This is a genomic window from Gluconobacter oxydans DSM 3504 (assembly GCF_000583855.1).
GTDB classification, from domain to species: domain Bacteria; phylum Pseudomonadota; class Alphaproteobacteria; order Acetobacterales; family Acetobacteraceae; genus Gluconobacter; species Gluconobacter oxydans.
Map to the genome: position 1 here is coordinate 2287743 of NZ_CP004373.1, position 15052 is coordinate 2302794.

The 15052-nt window shown below is 60.3% G+C and carries 16 protein-coding genes; 9 read left to right on the top strand and 7 right to left on the bottom strand.

What is annotated here, in order from left to right; all coding sequences use genetic code 11:
• The first annotated feature begins 12 nt into the window (after window positions 1-12).
• The 4 genes from mltA (at window position 13) to GLS_RS10140 (ending at window position 5268) form a co-directional block, all read left to right on the top strand.
• Entirely contained in the window at window positions 13-1155 is a 1143-nt protein-coding gene (gene mltA, locus GLS_RS10125) for a murein transglycosylase A (protein ID WP_041112131.1), read from the top strand.
• Window positions 1152-1970 carry a DNA-methyltransferase gene (locus tag GLS_RS10130; RefSeq protein WP_011253407.1) on the top strand — a complete coding sequence of 273 codons (819 nt, stop codon included), beginning with the start codon at window positions 1152-1154 and terminating at the stop codon, window positions 1968-1970. Before mltA ends, GLS_RS10130 begins: the two co-directional genes overlap by 4 nt.
• An 81-nt stretch (window positions 1971-2051) precedes the next feature.
• Complete coding sequence (locus tag GLS_RS10135) at window positions 2052-3542, top strand: cytochrome-c peroxidase (RefSeq protein WP_405002417.1); 1491 nt, start codon at window positions 2052-2054, stop codon at window positions 3540-3542.
• Window positions 3543-3759: 217 nt separating this feature from the next.
• Window positions 3760-5268, top strand: coding sequence for a glycosyltransferase family 61 protein (locus GLS_RS10140; RefSeq protein ID WP_041112132.1), 1509 nt, complete (start codon window positions 3760-3762; stop codon window positions 5266-5268).
• 65 nt (window positions 5269-5333) lie between these two features.
• On the opposite strand, the gene GLS_RS10145 is transcribed toward GLS_RS10140, so the two are convergent.
• Together GLS_RS10145 and GLS_RS10150 are read right to left on the bottom strand one after the other, a co-directional pair.
• Window positions 5334-6533, bottom strand: coding sequence for an alpha/beta hydrolase (locus tag GLS_RS10145; RefSeq protein ID WP_052327554.1), 1200 nt, complete (start codon window positions 6531-6533; stop codon window positions 5334-5336).
• 111 nt (window positions 6534-6644) lie between these two features.
• A complete protein-coding gene (locus GLS_RS10150) occupies window positions 6645-6854 on the bottom strand; it encodes a hypothetical protein (protein WP_024717082.1) in 210 nt (69 codons plus the stop codon).
• Between the two features lie 162 nt (window positions 6855-7016).
• Here GLS_RS10150 and GLS_RS10155 point away from each other — a divergent pair, with 162 nt between their 5' ends.
• Window positions 7017-7580, top strand: a complete 564-nt coding sequence (locus GLS_RS10155; RefSeq protein WP_041112849.1) for a Smr/MutS family protein — start codon at window positions 7017-7019, stop codon at window positions 7578-7580.
• A 5-nt stretch (window positions 7581-7585) separates the two neighbouring features.
• On the opposite strand, the gene GLS_RS10160 is transcribed toward GLS_RS10155, so the two are convergent.
• Window positions 7586-8668, bottom strand: coding sequence for a type 2 periplasmic-binding domain-containing protein (locus GLS_RS10160; protein ID WP_041112133.1), 1083 nt, complete (start codon window positions 8666-8668; stop codon window positions 7586-7588).
• On the bottom strand, window positions 8665-9582 hold the full coding sequence (gene hemF / locus GLS_RS10165; RefSeq protein ID WP_041112134.1) for an oxygen-dependent coproporphyrinogen oxidase: 918 nt from the start codon (window positions 9580-9582) through the stop codon (window positions 8665-8667). The genes GLS_RS10160 and hemF overlap by 4 nt, the downstream gene beginning before the upstream one ends.
• Before the next feature lie 287 nt (window positions 9583-9869).
• On the opposite strand from hemF, the gene GLS_RS10170 reads away from it, so the two are divergent.
• Window positions 9870-10760: an S-methyl-5'-thioadenosine phosphorylase gene (locus GLS_RS10170; RefSeq protein ID WP_041112135.1), complete on the top strand. Its 891-nt coding sequence runs from the start codon at window positions 9870-9872 to the stop codon at window positions 10758-10760.
• A gap of 63 nt (window positions 10761-10823) precedes the next feature.
• Here the strand turns inward: GLS_RS10170 and GLS_RS10175 are convergent, their stop codons facing one another.
• From GLS_RS10175 to GLS_RS10185, 3 genes are read right to left on the bottom strand one after another with little or no spacing between them, the layout of a single operon-like run.
• Window positions 10824-11087 carry a hypothetical protein gene (locus GLS_RS10175; RefSeq protein ID WP_226986567.1) on the bottom strand — a complete coding sequence of 88 codons (264 nt, stop codon included), beginning with the start codon at window positions 11085-11087 and terminating at the stop codon, window positions 10824-10826.
• Between the two features lies 1 nt (window position 11088).
• The gene (locus tag GLS_RS10180; RefSeq protein WP_041112136.1) at window positions 11089-11835 is read right to left on the bottom strand and encodes an SDR family oxidoreductase; all 747 of its coding nucleotides are present in this window, start codon (window positions 11833-11835) and stop codon (window positions 11089-11091) included.
• Between the two features lie 8 nt (window positions 11836-11843).
• Window positions 11844-12569: a dienelactone hydrolase family protein gene (locus GLS_RS10185; protein ID WP_226986568.1), complete on the bottom strand. Its 726-nt coding sequence runs from the start codon at window positions 12567-12569 to the stop codon at window positions 11844-11846.
• A gap of 42 nt (window positions 12570-12611) precedes the next feature.
• Between GLS_RS10185 and GLS_RS10190 the strand changes: the two genes are divergently transcribed.
• The 3 genes from GLS_RS10190 to groL all read left to right on the top strand — a co-directional run bounded on the left by GLS_RS10190 (window position 12612) and on the right by groL (window position 14930).
• On the top strand, window positions 12612-12818 hold the full coding sequence (locus tag GLS_RS10190; protein WP_041112137.1) for a DUF4169 family protein: 207 nt from the start codon (window positions 12612-12614) through the stop codon (window positions 12816-12818).
• 130 nt (window positions 12819-12948) lie between these two features.
• A complete protein-coding gene (groES, locus tag GLS_RS10195) occupies window positions 12949-13239 on the top strand; it encodes a co-chaperone GroES (RefSeq protein WP_024717078.1) in 291 nt (96 codons plus the stop codon).
• 50 nt (window positions 13240-13289) lie between these two features.
• The gene (gene groL, locus GLS_RS10200; RefSeq protein ID WP_041112138.1) at window positions 13290-14930 is read left to right on the top strand and encodes a chaperonin GroEL; all 1641 of its coding nucleotides are present in this window, start codon (window positions 13290-13292) and stop codon (window positions 14928-14930) included.
• The last annotated feature ends 122 nt before the right edge of the window (window positions 14931-15052 follow it).

Genomic DNA, 15052 nt, shown 5'->3' on the forward strand with positions numbered 1-15052 from the left:
TCGCGTTCTCCGATGAAGAAACTGCTGACCCTGCTGACGCTTGGCGCGCTGTGCGGATGCACGCCCCAGAATGCGCCCTCGTCGCTTTCGCTCTCTCCTGTCGGATATGACTCGCTTGCCGGATGGGAGCAGGAGGATTTCACGTCGCTGATGCCGCTGCTGCGGAATGAGTGTCATCGTCTGTCGCAGCTGCCGCCCGAGACGGTCCTTGGCGGGAGCGAGGCCATTACTTATGGGCGTCATGCTGCCGACTGGAGCAATGCCTGTGCGGCGCTGGCGACGGCTTCGGATGCGCGAACCTATCTGGAGACGTGGTTCCAGCCTTACGAGGCGGGAACGGAGGCGTTTTATACCGGCTATTTCGAGCCGCAGATCCCGGCGTCCCTGACGCGGGGCGGGGCCTATCAGACGCCGGTCTATGGTCGTCCGCGCGATCTGGTGCGGGCGAAGGCGACCAATGGCCAGATGGTCAGCGGGCGCTGGGTCAACGGGCAGTTCGCGCCGTATTATGACCGTGCCGCGATTGATGGCGGGGCGCTGGCCGGGCAGGGGCTTGAGATTGCCTGGCTGAAAAGCCCGGTGGATCTGTTTTTCCTTCAGATCCAGGGTTCCGGGCGGCTGATCCTGCCGGATGGTGGACAAGTGCGTGTCAGCTATGACGGGCGCAACGGGCAGGCTTATGTGCCGCTCGGGCGGCTTCTGGTGCAGGATGGCGAACTGCCGGCGGATGGTGTCAGCATGGACAGCATCCGCAACTGGCTTGAGGCGCATCCGGACCGGATGATGTCCGTCATGGAGCGCAATCCGAATTACGTGTTTTTCCGTCGCGATGACGGCAATCTGGCGCAGGGTCCGAAAGGGGCGTTCGGGATGCCGCTGACGGCCGGGCGTTCCGTGGCGGTCGATCGGTCCGTGGTGCCGTTTGCCATGCCGCTTTGGGTCGAGACGAAGCTGCCTTATGGGGCGGGTCAGCCTGTGACCTGGGATCATCTGGTGTTTGCTCAGGATATCGGGACGGACATCAAGGGCGCCGGCCGGGCCGATCTGTTCACGGGCTGGGGGGCGACCGCGCAGTCCGTGGCGGGGAACCTGCATGCGCATGGCCGGATGGTGCTGTTCCTGCCGCGGCCTCCTGCGGATTCTGCGGCGCAATGATCCGCAGTCGCCGGGAGAAGCTCGGTGTCCATACGCTGATCCGGGGGGACTGTACGACGGTTCTCAGACGGATGCCGTCGCAGAGTGTGGACGTTGTGGTGACGTCTCCGCCGTATAATCTGGGGGTGCCGTACCGGACGTATCAGGACCGGCTGCCCGAGGACGCGTATCTGGACTGGCTGGAGGATGTCTGCACCAGTCTGTGCCGGGTGATGAAGGATGACGGGTCGTTTTTCCTGAATATCGCCGGATCGTCCTCACAGCCCTGGATGCCGTTCGAACTGATGACGCGACTGCGCAAGCTGTTCGTGCTGCAGAACCACATCACCTGGATCAAGTCGATTTCGGTCGGTGAGATCACGTACGGGCATTTCAAGCCGCTGAACTCGGCGCGTTTCGTCAATCGCAATCATGAGCATGTGTTCCATCTGACGAAGACGGGGAATGTGCCGGTGCAGCGGCTGGATGCGGGTGTGCCGTTTACGGATAAGAGCAATATCGTGCGGCGGCAGCACATCACGGACCGGCGGTGTCGGGGTGATACGTGGTTTATTCCTTACGAGACCGTGCGCAGTCGCAAGGAGAAGTTCAGCCATCCGGGGACGTTCCCTGTGGCGCTTCCCGAGGCGTGCATCCGGCTGCACGGGCTGCGGCCGGGGGGTGTGCTGCTTGATCCGTTCATGGGGTCGGGCACGACGCTGGTGGCGGCGGAGCGGATGGGCTGTGTGGGGATCGGGATTGATACCGATACGTCCTATGTGAACGTGGCGCGCAAGCGGGTGCGTGCGGCGATCGATCATGAGGACGAGGATTAATCGACAGCACCTGTTTTTCTGACAGGTTCAATCACTTTGACTTTGTGTGTCACTTTTCCGCATTATCACGACACCGTGAGTATGAGGAGAAAAGTGGTGCGTTCCAGCACGATTACAAAGGGAATTGCCGGTCTGGTGGCGCTGGGCGTTGTCGCCTGGGGCGGGACCGTCACTTATCTTGAGCATTTTGATCATGCTGGAGCACCGCAGTTGCCTGCCAGCAGCCCGACGCGTCAGGACCCGACGGCCATGGCGGCGTTCGCGGCCCTTCGGGAAGTGCGCTGCGATTACTGCCATACGCAGAATGTCGAACTGCCGTTCTATTTCAAGCTGCCGCTGGCCAATCAGATTATGAAGCGTGATCTGGTGCAGGGGCAGCGTCATTTCGAATATGCGCCGGTTCTGACGGCCCTGCAGGATGGCAAGCCGCCTTCCGTTGAGCAGCTTTCGCGCATCGAGGAAGTCATCACACAGAACCGGATGCCGCCGGCAGCCTATCTGCTGATGCATCCGCATGCGCATCTGGACGAGAAGCAGCGTGCGGACATTCTGAAATGGGTGCGTGAGCAGCGTGAGCGTTACTATGCGACGCCGGGGGTGGCGGCGCAGTTCCGTGGTGAGCCGATCCAGCCGATCCCCGAGAGTGTTGATGTGAACTGGAAGAAGGCCGAGCTGGGCCGGGCGCTGTTCTTCGACAAAGGTCTGTCGGGTGATGGCACGCTCAATTGTGCAAGCTGCCATGGTCTAAACAAGGGTGGCGTGGACAATCTGACGACCGCGACAGGCATTGGTGGCCAGAAGGGGCCGATCAATGTGCCGACCGTCTATAACGCCGTGTTCAGCATGGCGCAGTTCTGGAACGGCCGTGCGAAGGATCTGGCGGAGCAGGCGGCAGGGCCGGTCATGAACCCGCTGGAAATGGGCTCGCATGACTGGAACACGGTGTCCGAGCATGTTCGCAGCACGCCGGGTTATGCCGAGCAGTTCAATGCGGCTTTCGGCTCGGACCAGATCGACAAGGACACGATCACGGGGGCGATTGCGGAATATGAAAAGACGCTGATCACGCCGGACAGCCGTTTTGACCTGTATCTGAAGGGCGATGAGAAGGCGATCACGGCGCAGGAAAAGCGCGGGTATGAGCGCTTCAAGGAAATCGGCTGCTCGGGGTGCCATAGTGGCATTGCCGTGGGTGGTGACGCCTACGAGATCCTTGGTCTGGAAGGGCCGTATTTCGAGAACCGTCACACGAAGCTGACGGATGCCGATGAAGGCCGTATGGCTGTGACGCATAAGGAAGGTGATCGTGAGCGGTTCAAGGTTCCGAACCTGCGCAATGTCGAGCTGACGGGTCCGTGGCTGCATGACGGCTCGGCCACCACGCTGGAGCAGGTCGTGCGGGAGATGGCCCGTTATGAGACGCCGGATCATGACATTGCCGATCAGGACGTCACGGACATTGTGGCGTTCCTCAAGACGCTGACGGGCAAGTATGAGGGCATTCCGCTGAAGGATGTGCCGGCTGACCAGCCGCTGCAGGCTCCTGTGTCGGGTTCTGATTCCCCGAACTGAGGCTTTAGTATTGCCCAGTAAAAAACCGGAGAAGGGAAACCTCTCCGGTTTTTTTTATATATACAGGACCGTTAATATGGATTGCCTGTATCAGGCGGTTCTTCGCACGGCTGAAATCGTGTGTTTGCGGCTTGATGAGTTTTAATAAGTAATATGGACAGCGGAGAACAGCTTCGCTATCGATTTGAAACAAAACTATTTCAGAACAGGATATGATATGAGTGATTATATCAAGGATTGCATCAAATATGATATTTCTGGTTCTGTTATAGAGGGTTTTCCGGAAGTTTTTGAACGGCGTAATGTTCTCTACGTTCCACGACGAGAGGGCGGTCTCGACAAGGACTTTGGGTTATTTGATGAAACAGGACGACAGATCCTCGGGAACGCTCTTTTCTCAAGTTATCCGCCTGTATTGAAAACACAGGCTTTGACGACGCAGAAAAATGGGGAGAAAGCCTCTTACCAGGACCGGCCTGTTGTGTATGGAGGGTGTATTGGCGACCATTACGGCCATTTCATCACAGAATGTCTGAACACACTCTGGTATTTTTCAAGGGAATGTTCACCGGAAACGCTGGTGCTTTTCCATAGTGACATGACCGTTGAAGAGATTTTTTCCAGACCCTGGATGGTCGATCTGCTTCGTTATGCAGGTGTCCGAAAAGAACAGATTATTATTCCCCGTGTGCCATTAAGATTTGATTCCATTACCATACCGGGGCAGGCTTTTTCTGAAGATGGATTTGTTTACACGGGCTATGCAAAATATCTGAAAGCGCTATCGTTGAAGGCGGTTCAGGAAAGCAGATTTGACTTCCAAGGTATGGTATATCTCTCGAGGGTCAATCCTCTCTATAATAGTCGCCTGCCCTGTAACGAAGAGGATCTCTGCGCCGAACTTTCGGGACGTGGGGTAAAGGTTGTTCGGCCTGAAGACCTGTCTGTTGCCGATCAGATCAAGATATTTAACGACAATATTGTCATAGGGCCTATTGGCTCGGCTTTTCATACGTCGATTTTTGCGGGGGCGCCGAAAGGCATAGCCATCTGCCCGGAAGACCGGCCTATTGCGCGTTCATACGAATTGATGGATGCGACGCATGATGCCGAGATACGCTACGTATACAGTGAGGATAAGGTAGATCCTTCAACGCTTGCGGAAGTTCTGGTGAATGCTGCGGAGTCACATGCGTATTGGAAAACAATAATAGAAAAATTGGGACTGGGATTTCTGGAGCGGAAAAACAGAGGGAATATTTTCTTTGCAAGTCATGAAAATATTCTTCTTTCGAGAGATGCGAAGGAAGCTGGGGATTATGATGTTCTTGTAGCCACAGTGGGTAACAAGTCATTTATTTTTGCAGATCATTCCTCTTTGCCACCCTTTTACATAGAAAAAGAATTGAGCGAGACAAGAGTCATCTCATATCTGAAATTCGATGAAGAAAATGGTATCGGATTCCGTAATCCGGTAAATGGTAAATGGCTGAAAGCACTTCCCCCTGAGTTTAAGAAGAATCTTCATTGTGATGCGGAGCATGTAAATGATTGGGAACTGTTCCGAATAAAGTCTGTGGACTATCCGGATTTCTCCGGTGACCTGAAAATTCTTCTGGAAGCGCTGGCTTATCTTTCTGACACGGGAGAGGTGGCTGGGTGTCTGGCGATTGCGCCCTGTCTTGAGAATGCGCTTCAGCGGTTTGAAAGTTCCGATTGTCAGTAGAGTTTTCTCTTCTGACAATCGTGCTGCCTGCTGGGGATTAGGGAGAAGCTTTATTTCCCTTCCGCTTATTCCGGCACGGGATTGCACTGCGGGGTGATGGGCTGGCCGGTCATGACGGTTGTCGTAAAAGTGGCGGAGTCCGGCAGGGAGCCGTTTACGACCTGGCTGTGGTCCAGACCCTTGTAGAGATGGGCCTGAACGGTTGAGCCTGCTGCGCAGGCGGCTTTGACCAGACCGAGCTGCAGGGCGGGGGGCACGTCGCGGTCTTCTGTTCCGGTGCCGGTGAAGAGGGGCTGGGCCAGCTTGAGCGTAGGGAACGCCATGGCTTTCAGGGCCGGGCTCATGGCCTTGAGGAAACTCGGCTGGAGGCTGTTCTGCAGGGTCAGGCCGGCTTCCTGCGTCTGATGGGACAGAGAGGTCAGGCATTCATGGGCGGCGTTGCGATAGACGGGCAGCGCTTTGGGCGTGAAGGCCTGTTCGGGGCGGAAATGGGGATCGCGTCCTTCCAGTCCGGCGGCAAGGTAGAAGACGTAATTGATCAGCGGGCTGTAGCCGACGCCGGGTTGTGAAGCGGCCTTGAGCAGGCCGCTGAGCAGTTCGGGCGTCACGTAAGGCGCGCCGGTGGCCACGGTGCCGCGGATGTCCAGTTCGGGTGCGTAGGTTGGTGCGTAGGACGCTGTGGCGACGGCAGCGCCGCCTCCCTGGGACTGACCGACGATCATGATCCGGTTTTTCAGCTCCGGGACATTGGCGAGGGCAGCACGGACGCTGTCGAGGACGCTGTAAGCTTCGACGCGGGTGTCCAGATAGGGGTGGGTACCGGGTGTGCCGAGGCCCTGATAATCCGTGGCGACGATGGCGAAGCCGCGCTTCATCCATGCGGAAAGATAGGTGCGGTTGCGGTCGCTGACAGGGTTGAGGGACGGGGCGCAGCTGTCATCCACGCCGACGGTGCCATGGGCCCAGGCGACGATCGGCCAGCCGCCCTGAGGCGCCGGACCGGCGGGCAGGATGATTTCGGCCGTGACGGGAACGAGGCCTTTGCCGGTGATGCCGTTGGTCGAAAGATAGGTGATGCGCAGGGAGCGTCCGGTGTCCGGAAGGCCGAGAGCGTCGGCAAGTGGAGCCGAGGCGGTGATGGTTCCGGGCTTTTGGGTAGCGGCCGGGGCTGCGGCATGAGCTGCGGGAGCGTTGGCGAGGCCAGAGACGCAGAGGGCCGTGCTCGCAAGAAGGGGCAGGATCTTGCGCAGGAAAGGCAGGGGCATGAAAAATCCTTTGTCAGTCTCGCTTCGAAAGCCAGCGCATGTAACACCGCGTGCAAGCGAGACTGACGGCATGTCCCTTAACGTCAAGTGAATTTGCGATTGCGGGAAGTTTTAGTCGTCCTGGGCGAGGCGGCGGTCGGCGGCCTTGTCGATCCGGTCACGCTCTTCGGCCGTGAGGAGGCCGCGTTCGTATTCCTGCGTGGCGCGGGCCTTGGCGTTGCTGGCGCGGGCGCGGGTGTCGATCGGGTAGGCGCGTTTTTCGGGGAGGCCGAAGGCGCTGTCGGGCAGGCTGTCGCGTTCTTCCTGTGTGAGATGGCTCATGGGTCTGCTCTCTCGGAAATGGAACCTGAAAGTAAATGTATCAGTGCGGCGTAAGTGCCGAAATCCCGAAAGAACATTGTTCAATGGCGCTGGAACCCGTTACATGCTCGGGACCTGAATTCCCGACCGGGCAATGCGGATGGGACAGCAAGCGAGGATGGTGTGGCGAAGCGGGATCTGAGAGAGGACGAGGCGACGTTGTGGCGGATGGTTGTCCGTGACATCAAGCCGTTGCGCTCTCCGCGCGCGCCGCGTCGCATGATGCCTGTGGCGAAGGCCGGGCCGCCTGCGCCCATACCTGAAGCTGCGCGCTCGGCACCTGTGGTCTCCCGGCGTTCCTTTGTTCCGGTCCAGCCGAAAAAGCCTGTGTCACGTCCGGCAGAGCTTGCCGTTGGCGTTCGCGCACCGGGGCTGGATGATACGAGCTGGAAGCGTCTGTCACGCGGGCAGATGAAGGTCGATGCGCGGCTCGATCTGCATGGCTATGTCGTGCAGGAAGCGTTTGAGCGGCTTTATGACTTTATGCAGCGGGCACGGGTACGGAACTGGCGCTGTGTCGAGGTTGTGACGGGGCTGGGGAGCGGGCAGACCAGCGGGCTGATCCGTCGCGAGCTGCCGATGTGGCTTCAGCGGGGGGATCTGCGGTCCATGGTTCTGGCCGTGGTGCATCCCCATGCGGCCAATCACGGATCGGTCCGCATTCTGCTGAAGACGCGCCGCCGCTGATCCTGTCAGAGGTGGCGGGTTTCCTGCCCTTCGCGCCAGCGGGGTGTGTTGACGGCCAGCCAGCGGCGCAGGGCCAGCGTGGCGCCGAGATCCGGGACCGTCCGTGACAGGAACGGGGCGGCATTTTCGCCCGTTGCCAGTTTGAAATGATGCAGGTCGGCCCAGCGCCGGATGCCGGAATCCGCTCCGACCGCCGAGCATGCGTGGCTCCACTGCGTGACGATTTCAGGTGGGGTCAGCATGGGCAGGGCGACGGCCATGGCTGTATCGGCTGCGGCGGAAACGGCCTGCCAGGCGTGGTAGAACGGGCCTTCGGGCGGACGGTGTCGGGCCTGCTGATAGGCTTCCATGAAAATGGGAATGGTCGTCGCATGCGTGTCGGTCAGGTCGCCGGTGTAATAGATCGCGCTCGTACCTTCCGGCAGGTTGGCGAGGACATCATCAAGCGGGCGGTCGAGCGTGTAAGGGGAAATCTGGACCGCATCGACCGTGCCCTCATGCAGGGCGGTGAGGGCGTTTGATGAATCGACATAGCCCGGCACGGGAATGGGGCGCAGGCCGAGAAGTGACAGACCCATCAGGGCGTTCAGTTCCGGGCCGCCGATATGGGAGACCGCGAGGCGGACGGGATGATCATGGAAGAAACCCGTCAGGCGGCTGCGCAGGGTCTTGTGCAGCTCCGCGCGCGCGATGACGACGGTTGTGGTTGAAGCCACGAGGACGGGAATCCAGCGACCGAAATCGTAGTGGACGCGGGAATCGCCGGTCAGGGATGCCAGTAGGGTGGCGCCGGGCAGGGCCAGGGCGGTGTTGCCGTCAGGCGCGCTGTTGGCGTCGAACAGATTGGCAGCGCGGACGCCGTCCTGTCCGATGTCGGGGGTCAGTTCGAGGGGTGTCTCCAGTCCCAGGGCGTGGGACAGGGGACCGCTTGCGAGTTCTGCGAACTGGCCGGGGGTGGAGGCGAGCGTGCCGCCCAGAAGGAGCTGGACATCCGTCAGGGTGCCCGCGCGGGCCGGGTTTTTCAGGAGGGGAGCGGCTCCGGTCAGAGCCGCCAGCCCCTTCAGGGCTGCACGTCGGGTCAGTCTCACGGCCAGCGGACTTCCGGCGGCATGCTCATGAGGATGGCTTCGGTGTTACCGCCCGTTTTCAGACCGAACAGCGTGCCACGGTCGTGAAGCAGGTTGAACTCGACGTAGCGGCCGCGGCGGATGAGCTGGGCGTCACGGTCGGCTTCGGTCCAGGGGGTGAACATGCGGCGGCGGACGACGGCCGGGTAGGCGTCGTGGAAGGCCATGCCGACGTCTTTGGTAAAGGCGAAGTCCAGATCGACGTCGCCGGTATAGAACTGGTCGTAGAAGATGCCGCCCAGACCACGCGGTTCGTTGCGGTGGTGCAGGTGGAAGTAGCGGTCACACCATTCCTTGAAGCGGGGATAGTGCTCCGGGTCGTGGCGGTTGCAGGCGTCTTCGAAGGATTTGTGGAAATAGGCGGCGTCCGACTGGGCTTCCGCACTTTCGGGGAACATCGGGGTGATGTCGCCGCCGCCACCGAACCAGCCCTTCGTCGTGATGATCATGCGCGTGTTGAAATGCGCAGCACTCACATGCGGGTTGCACGGATGGGCGACGAGGGAGACGCCGGTTGCGAAAAAGCGCGGGTCTTCGTCAGCGCCGGGAATGTTCTTGCGGAACTCAGGGGAGAACTCGCCCCAGACGGTTGAGACGTTGACGCCGACCTTTTCAAAGACGCGGCCGCGCATGACGGACATGACACCGGCACCGCCTTCGGGGCGGCTCCAGGCAGTGCGTTCGAAACGGCCGGGAGCCGTGCGGTCACGCAGGACCTGCGAACCGCCTTCGGCTGCTTCGTCTTCGAGTTCTTCGTAGGACGCGCAGATGCGGTCGCGGAGGGTTTCGAACCAGGCTTTGGCGTCCTGCTTGAGGGCGTCGTGAGGCACGTCTGGACGAACGGTTTCAGCGAAACCGGGGCTGATCTGGTCCATGTTTTCTTCCCCCGTCTATACAGGACAAAACTTCGTTACGCGCAGTGTCCTAGCAAATCGCACCGTCGCCGAACAGTTGGCTGATGCATGTCTGACGTTCATTCGTCGCGGGCATCCGTGGCGGGACGATGGCGCAAAGACGTTTTCATTTCGTAAAAACGGTCCTGTTTTGTGAAAAAGTTTCTCTGAACGCTGCAACGCGCTGCTTGCGGGCCGCAAGGCTTGCGTGTCGGGCCGTCTCGTGGTCCAGAACAGGCGAGCGGATCAACCAGAAATCAGGAGCAGACATGTCTTCGGAACAGGAAATCCAGCCCGTCATCGGTGTGATCGGTGGCTCGGGGCTGTATGACATTGACGGACTCGAGAACAAGGAATGGCGCCGGGTGGAAACGCCCTGGGGTGAGCCTTCGGACGAACTGCTGTTCGGCACGTTCGAGGGCGTGCAGTGCGTGTTCCTGCCGCGTCATGGGCGGGGGCATCCCATTCCGCCGTCGCGTCTGAACTTCCGCGCCAATATCGATGCGCTCAAGCGGGCCGGTGTGACGGATATCCTGTCGCTTTCGGCTGTGGGGTCGCTCAAGGAAGAGCTGCCGCCGGGGCATTTCGTGCTGGTGGACCAGTTCATTGACCGCAGCTTTGCGCGTGAAAAGAGCTTCTTCGACACGGGCTGTGTGGCGCATGTTGGTATGGCGGACCCGGTTTCGGCACGTGTGCTGGATGTGGTGCAGGGCGAGGCGGCTTCGCTCGGGATCCCGTTCACGCGGGGCGGGACGTATCTGGTGATGGAAGGCCCGCAGTTCTCCACACGCGCCGAAAGCGAGTTGTACCGGTCCTGGGGCTGCTCGGTCGTGGGCATGACGAACATGCCGGAAGCCAAGCTCGCACGTGAAGCCGAGATGAATTACGCGACCGTTGCCATGGTCACGGATTTCGACTGCTGGCACTCCGACCATGACAGTGTGACGGTCGAGGCCGTCGTGAAGGTCATGAAGGGGAATGCGGATAATGCGCGTCGCCTGGTGAAGGCTGTCATTCCGGTGCTCGGGAAGAAGCGTCCGGTGGATGCGAGCGCCGAGCGGGCACTGGATCATGCGATCATCACGGCACCTGCTGCCCGTGATCCGAAGCTGGTGGCCAAGCTTGATGCCGTTGCAGGGCGTGTTCTGAAGCAGGACTGAGGCTCTGCGGGTGCCGCGCCGGCATGATGCGGGCGCGGCTGGAACCGTGATCGGCTGACGGGATCAGTCGAAATTGTGGTTCGGGTCTGCATCGACATCAATGCCTGCACGGGCATCGTCGATTTCCACGCCGTCGAGTTCCGGCGGCGGCAGGTCCTTGACCGGGGTGCCCTGCGGGACGCCCTTGATGGCGATCAGGTCGGTGGCCTTCTCGATATAGCCTTCGGGGCCGCAGGCCGGCTTGCCGTCGGCTTCCCACAGGAGGCGCGCTTCGTGGCGGATTGCGGCGTCGCGCTTGGGGTCGTCTTTGAGCGGATTGCTGCTCATCTTAAAACTCCTGTCTGGTCGGGCGCAGGACGATCTCGTTGATGTCCACGTCGTCAGGCTGTGAAATGGCGAAGGCGATGGCACGGGCCACTGAGTCCGCCGGGATCGCCATCTTATAGAACTCTTCCACGGTTTTGCGACTGTCTGTGTCACCGCTTCCGGACTTGAGTTCGCTCTGGACCGCGCCGGGCTCGATGGAGGTGACGCGGAAGGTGTTGCCGGCTTCCTGCCGCAGGCCTTCGCTGATGGCGCGGACAGCGAATTTCGTACCGGAATAGACGGTCCCGCCCGGAGCAAAGACCTTCAGGCCAGCGACGGAGGACAGGTTGATGACGTGTCCGGATTTCTGTTTTTCGAACACCGGTAGGGCGGCGGCGACGCCGTAGAGCACGCCCTTGATATTGATGTCGATCATCCGGTCCCATTCATCGACCATCAGCTTCCGGATGGGGGCGATGGCCATGAGGCCGGCATTGTTCACCAGAACGTCCAGACGGCCGAAATCGCGGGTGACGGCGGCGACGGTCTCTTCGACCTCGGAGCGTTTCGTGACGTCGAGCGTGTAGGCGCGGGCGGTCTGGCCCTGTGCCGTAAGTTCGGAGACGATCTCGTCCAGCCGGTCACGGCGGCGGGCGGCGATGGCCACCTTTGCGCCCTGGGCGGCAAGGTAACGGGCCGTGGCCTCGCCAAGTCCGGAACTGCCGCCTGTGATGAGGACGACCTTTCCGGCGATGTTGTCCGTGGTCATGGTGGGGCTCACTTCTGTTCGAGATGAGACGTCAGGAAATCGACGCTGCGGGACCAGGCGAGATCACGGGCATCGCGGTTGAAGCTCGGGCGCTCGGGGCAGCCGAAGCCGTGGCCGGCGTCGTCATAGACGTATTCCTCGACTTCGGGGCGGGCGTCGCGGATCTTCTGGATTTCGGTGTGGGGGATGGAGGAGTCTTCGCCGCCGAAATGCAGCTCGACCGGACAGTGCGGTGCTGTTTCGACATGGTTGCCGATGCTGCCGCCATACCAGCTCACAGCCGCGTCCACGTCATGCGTGCGGGTGGCGGTGAGCCAGGCGAGGAGACCGCCCCAGCAGAAGCCGATGATACCGACTTTCTTGTGGCCGGCGTCGCGCAGGGCCTTTGCGCAGGCGGCGATGTCGGCGAGGGTCTTTTCGGACGGGATTTTGCTGCGCAGTTCCAAGCCTTCGGTCACGCCGGCCTGCGTGTATTCCAGAATGACGTCGGATTTGACGCGATCAAAGACAGCCGGGGCAAGAACATGGAAGCCCTCGGCTGCGAAGTCGTTGCAGACGTTGCGGATATGGGTGGTGAGGCCGAAAATTTCCTGCACGACGATGACGGCGAGGGGCGACTCCGCGGAGCCGGCTTCCCAGGCCTTGAAGCTGTGGCCATCGGATGCGGTCAGGCTGGTCATGTGACCGTCAGCGCTGGAGGCAGGGGTTTTGTTGTCCGAGGGGCTGTGTTTCATGTCTGTGTATCCAGTCTTGTAATGCCCGGAAGGCCATGAGCCATGAGCGACGTCATCAATCTCCGTCGGGAACGCAAACGCCGCAAGAGCGTAGAGGATGCGAAGGTCGCCGATGCGAACCGCCGTCTGCACGGCCGCACCAAAGGGCAGAAACTGGCTGAAACGCTTGAAAAACAGCGGATGCAGGCGCTTCTGGACGGGCGGAAACTTTCTTCCGGAGCACCCTCGGATGAAAGCGAGAATCCTTGACGCAGAAGGTGGGGGCGACTATGTCTTTGGCACTCTCCATGTGAGAGTGCCAAAATGCACTGCAGTCATTGAGTGCAGCAACCCGGTCACGCTGCTTTGTACAAGGGTGTGACCATAAATGGAGCGATCCATGACGAAGTTTCGTCCCCTTCATGACCGCGTGGTGGTCCGTCGCCTGACGGGCGAAGAGAAGACCGCTGGCGGCATCATCATTCCTGACACCGCCAAGGACAAGCCGACCGAAGGCGAAGTCGTTTCTGTCGGCCCGGGTGCCCGTAACGAGCAGGGCCAGGTCGTGGCTCTGGACGTCAAGGCTGGTGACAAGGTGCTGTTTGGCAAGTGGTCCGGCACCGAGGTCAAGATCGACGGCGAAGAGCTGCTGATCATGAAAGAGAGCGACATCATGGGTGTGATCGGCTGATCAGCCGTCCCCGTTTCCTCTCGTAAGAACCTCATTCAGGAGTAAGAATTATGGCTGCCAAGGACGTAAAGTTCGGCGCTGATGCCCGCGAGCGTATGCTGCGTGGTGTTGATATCCTCGCAAATGCCGTCAAGGTAACGCTCGGCCCGAAGGGTCGTAACGTTGTTCTCGACAAGGGCTACGGCGCACCGCGCATCACCAAGGACGGTGTGTCGGTTGCCAAGGAAATCGAACTGGCTGACAAGTTCGAGAACATGGGTGCCCTGATGGTCCGCGAAGTCGCGTCCAAGACGAACGACATCGCAGGCGACGGCACTACGACCGCAACCGTGCTGGCCCAGGCCATCATCCGTGAGGGCGCCAAGGCTGTTGCCGCCGGCATGAACCCGATGGATCTCAAGCGCGGCATCGACAAGGCTGTCGGCGTTGTCGTTGACCAGCTGAAGAGCAACACGAAGAAGATCACGTCTCCGGAAGAAATTGCCCAGGTCGGTACGATTTCCGCCAACGGCGAGACTGAAATCGGCGAGATGATCGCTTCTGCCATGCAGAAGGTCGGATCCGAGGGTGTCATCACGGTGGAAGAGGCCAAGGGCCTGCACACCGAGCTCGACGTTGTCGAGGGCATGCAGTTCGACCGTGGCTACATCTCCCCGTACTTCGTGACGAACCCGGAGAAGATGACGGCTGATCTCGACAGCCCGTACATCCTGATCCACGAGAAGAAGCTCTCCTCGCTTCAGCCGATGCTGCCGCTTCTCGAGAGCGTTGTGCAGTCCGGCCGTCCGCTGGTGATCATCGCCGAAGACGTCGATGGTGAAGCACTGGCCACGCTGGTCGTGAACAAGCTCCGTGGTGGCCTGAAGATCGCTGCCGTCAAGGCTCCGGGCTTCGGTGAGCGTCGCAAGGCCATGCTGGAAGACATCGCCATCCTGACGGGCGGCCAGGTGATCTCCGAAGACATCGGAATCAAGCTGGAAACCGTCACGCTCGAAATGCTGGGTCGCGCCAAGAAGATCCACATCGAGAAGGAAAACACCACGATTGTCGAAGGCGCTGGCAGCAGCGACGACATCAAGGGCCGTTGCAACCAGATCCGTGCGCAGATCGAGGAAACGACGTCCGAGTACGACCGTGATAAGCTCCAGGAGCGTCTGGCCAAGCTGGCTGGTGGCGTTGCCGTCATCCGCGTCGGTGGCAGCACCGAGGTCGAGGTGAAGGAGCGCAAGGATCGCGTTGACGATGCCCTGCACGCAACCCGCGCTGCCGTTGAAGAAGGCATCGTTCCGGGTGGTGGCACGGCTCTGGCCCGCGCATCTTCCGCTCTGAAGGGTCTGACCTTCGACAACGACGACCAGCGCGTCGGTGGCGAGATCGTCCGCAAGGCCCTGCAGGCTCCGCTGCGCCAGATCGCGTTCAACGCCGGTGAAGACGGTGCGGTCATCGCAGGCAAAGTGCTTGAGAACGAAGGCTATGTCTTCGGCTTCGACGCCCAGAAGGGTGAGTACAAGGACCTGGTTGCGGCCGGTATCATCGATCCGACCAAGGTTGTCCGTACGGCTCTGCAGGATGCCGCTTCGGTTGGTGGTCTGCTGATCACGACGGAAGCCATGGTTGCCGAGCGCCCCGAGAAGAAGGCTCCGGCCGCTGCTCCGGGTGGCATGGGCGGCATGGGTGACATGGACTTCTGATCGAAGTCCGGTCCCTTTCCTGTCCCTTCTCCGGAAGGGGCAGGGAAGGCTCCCAGATGTTGCAAAAAAGCCTCTGGCCTGCGGGTCAGAGGCTTTTTCTTTGCCTATTTAGTTGCTGAAAG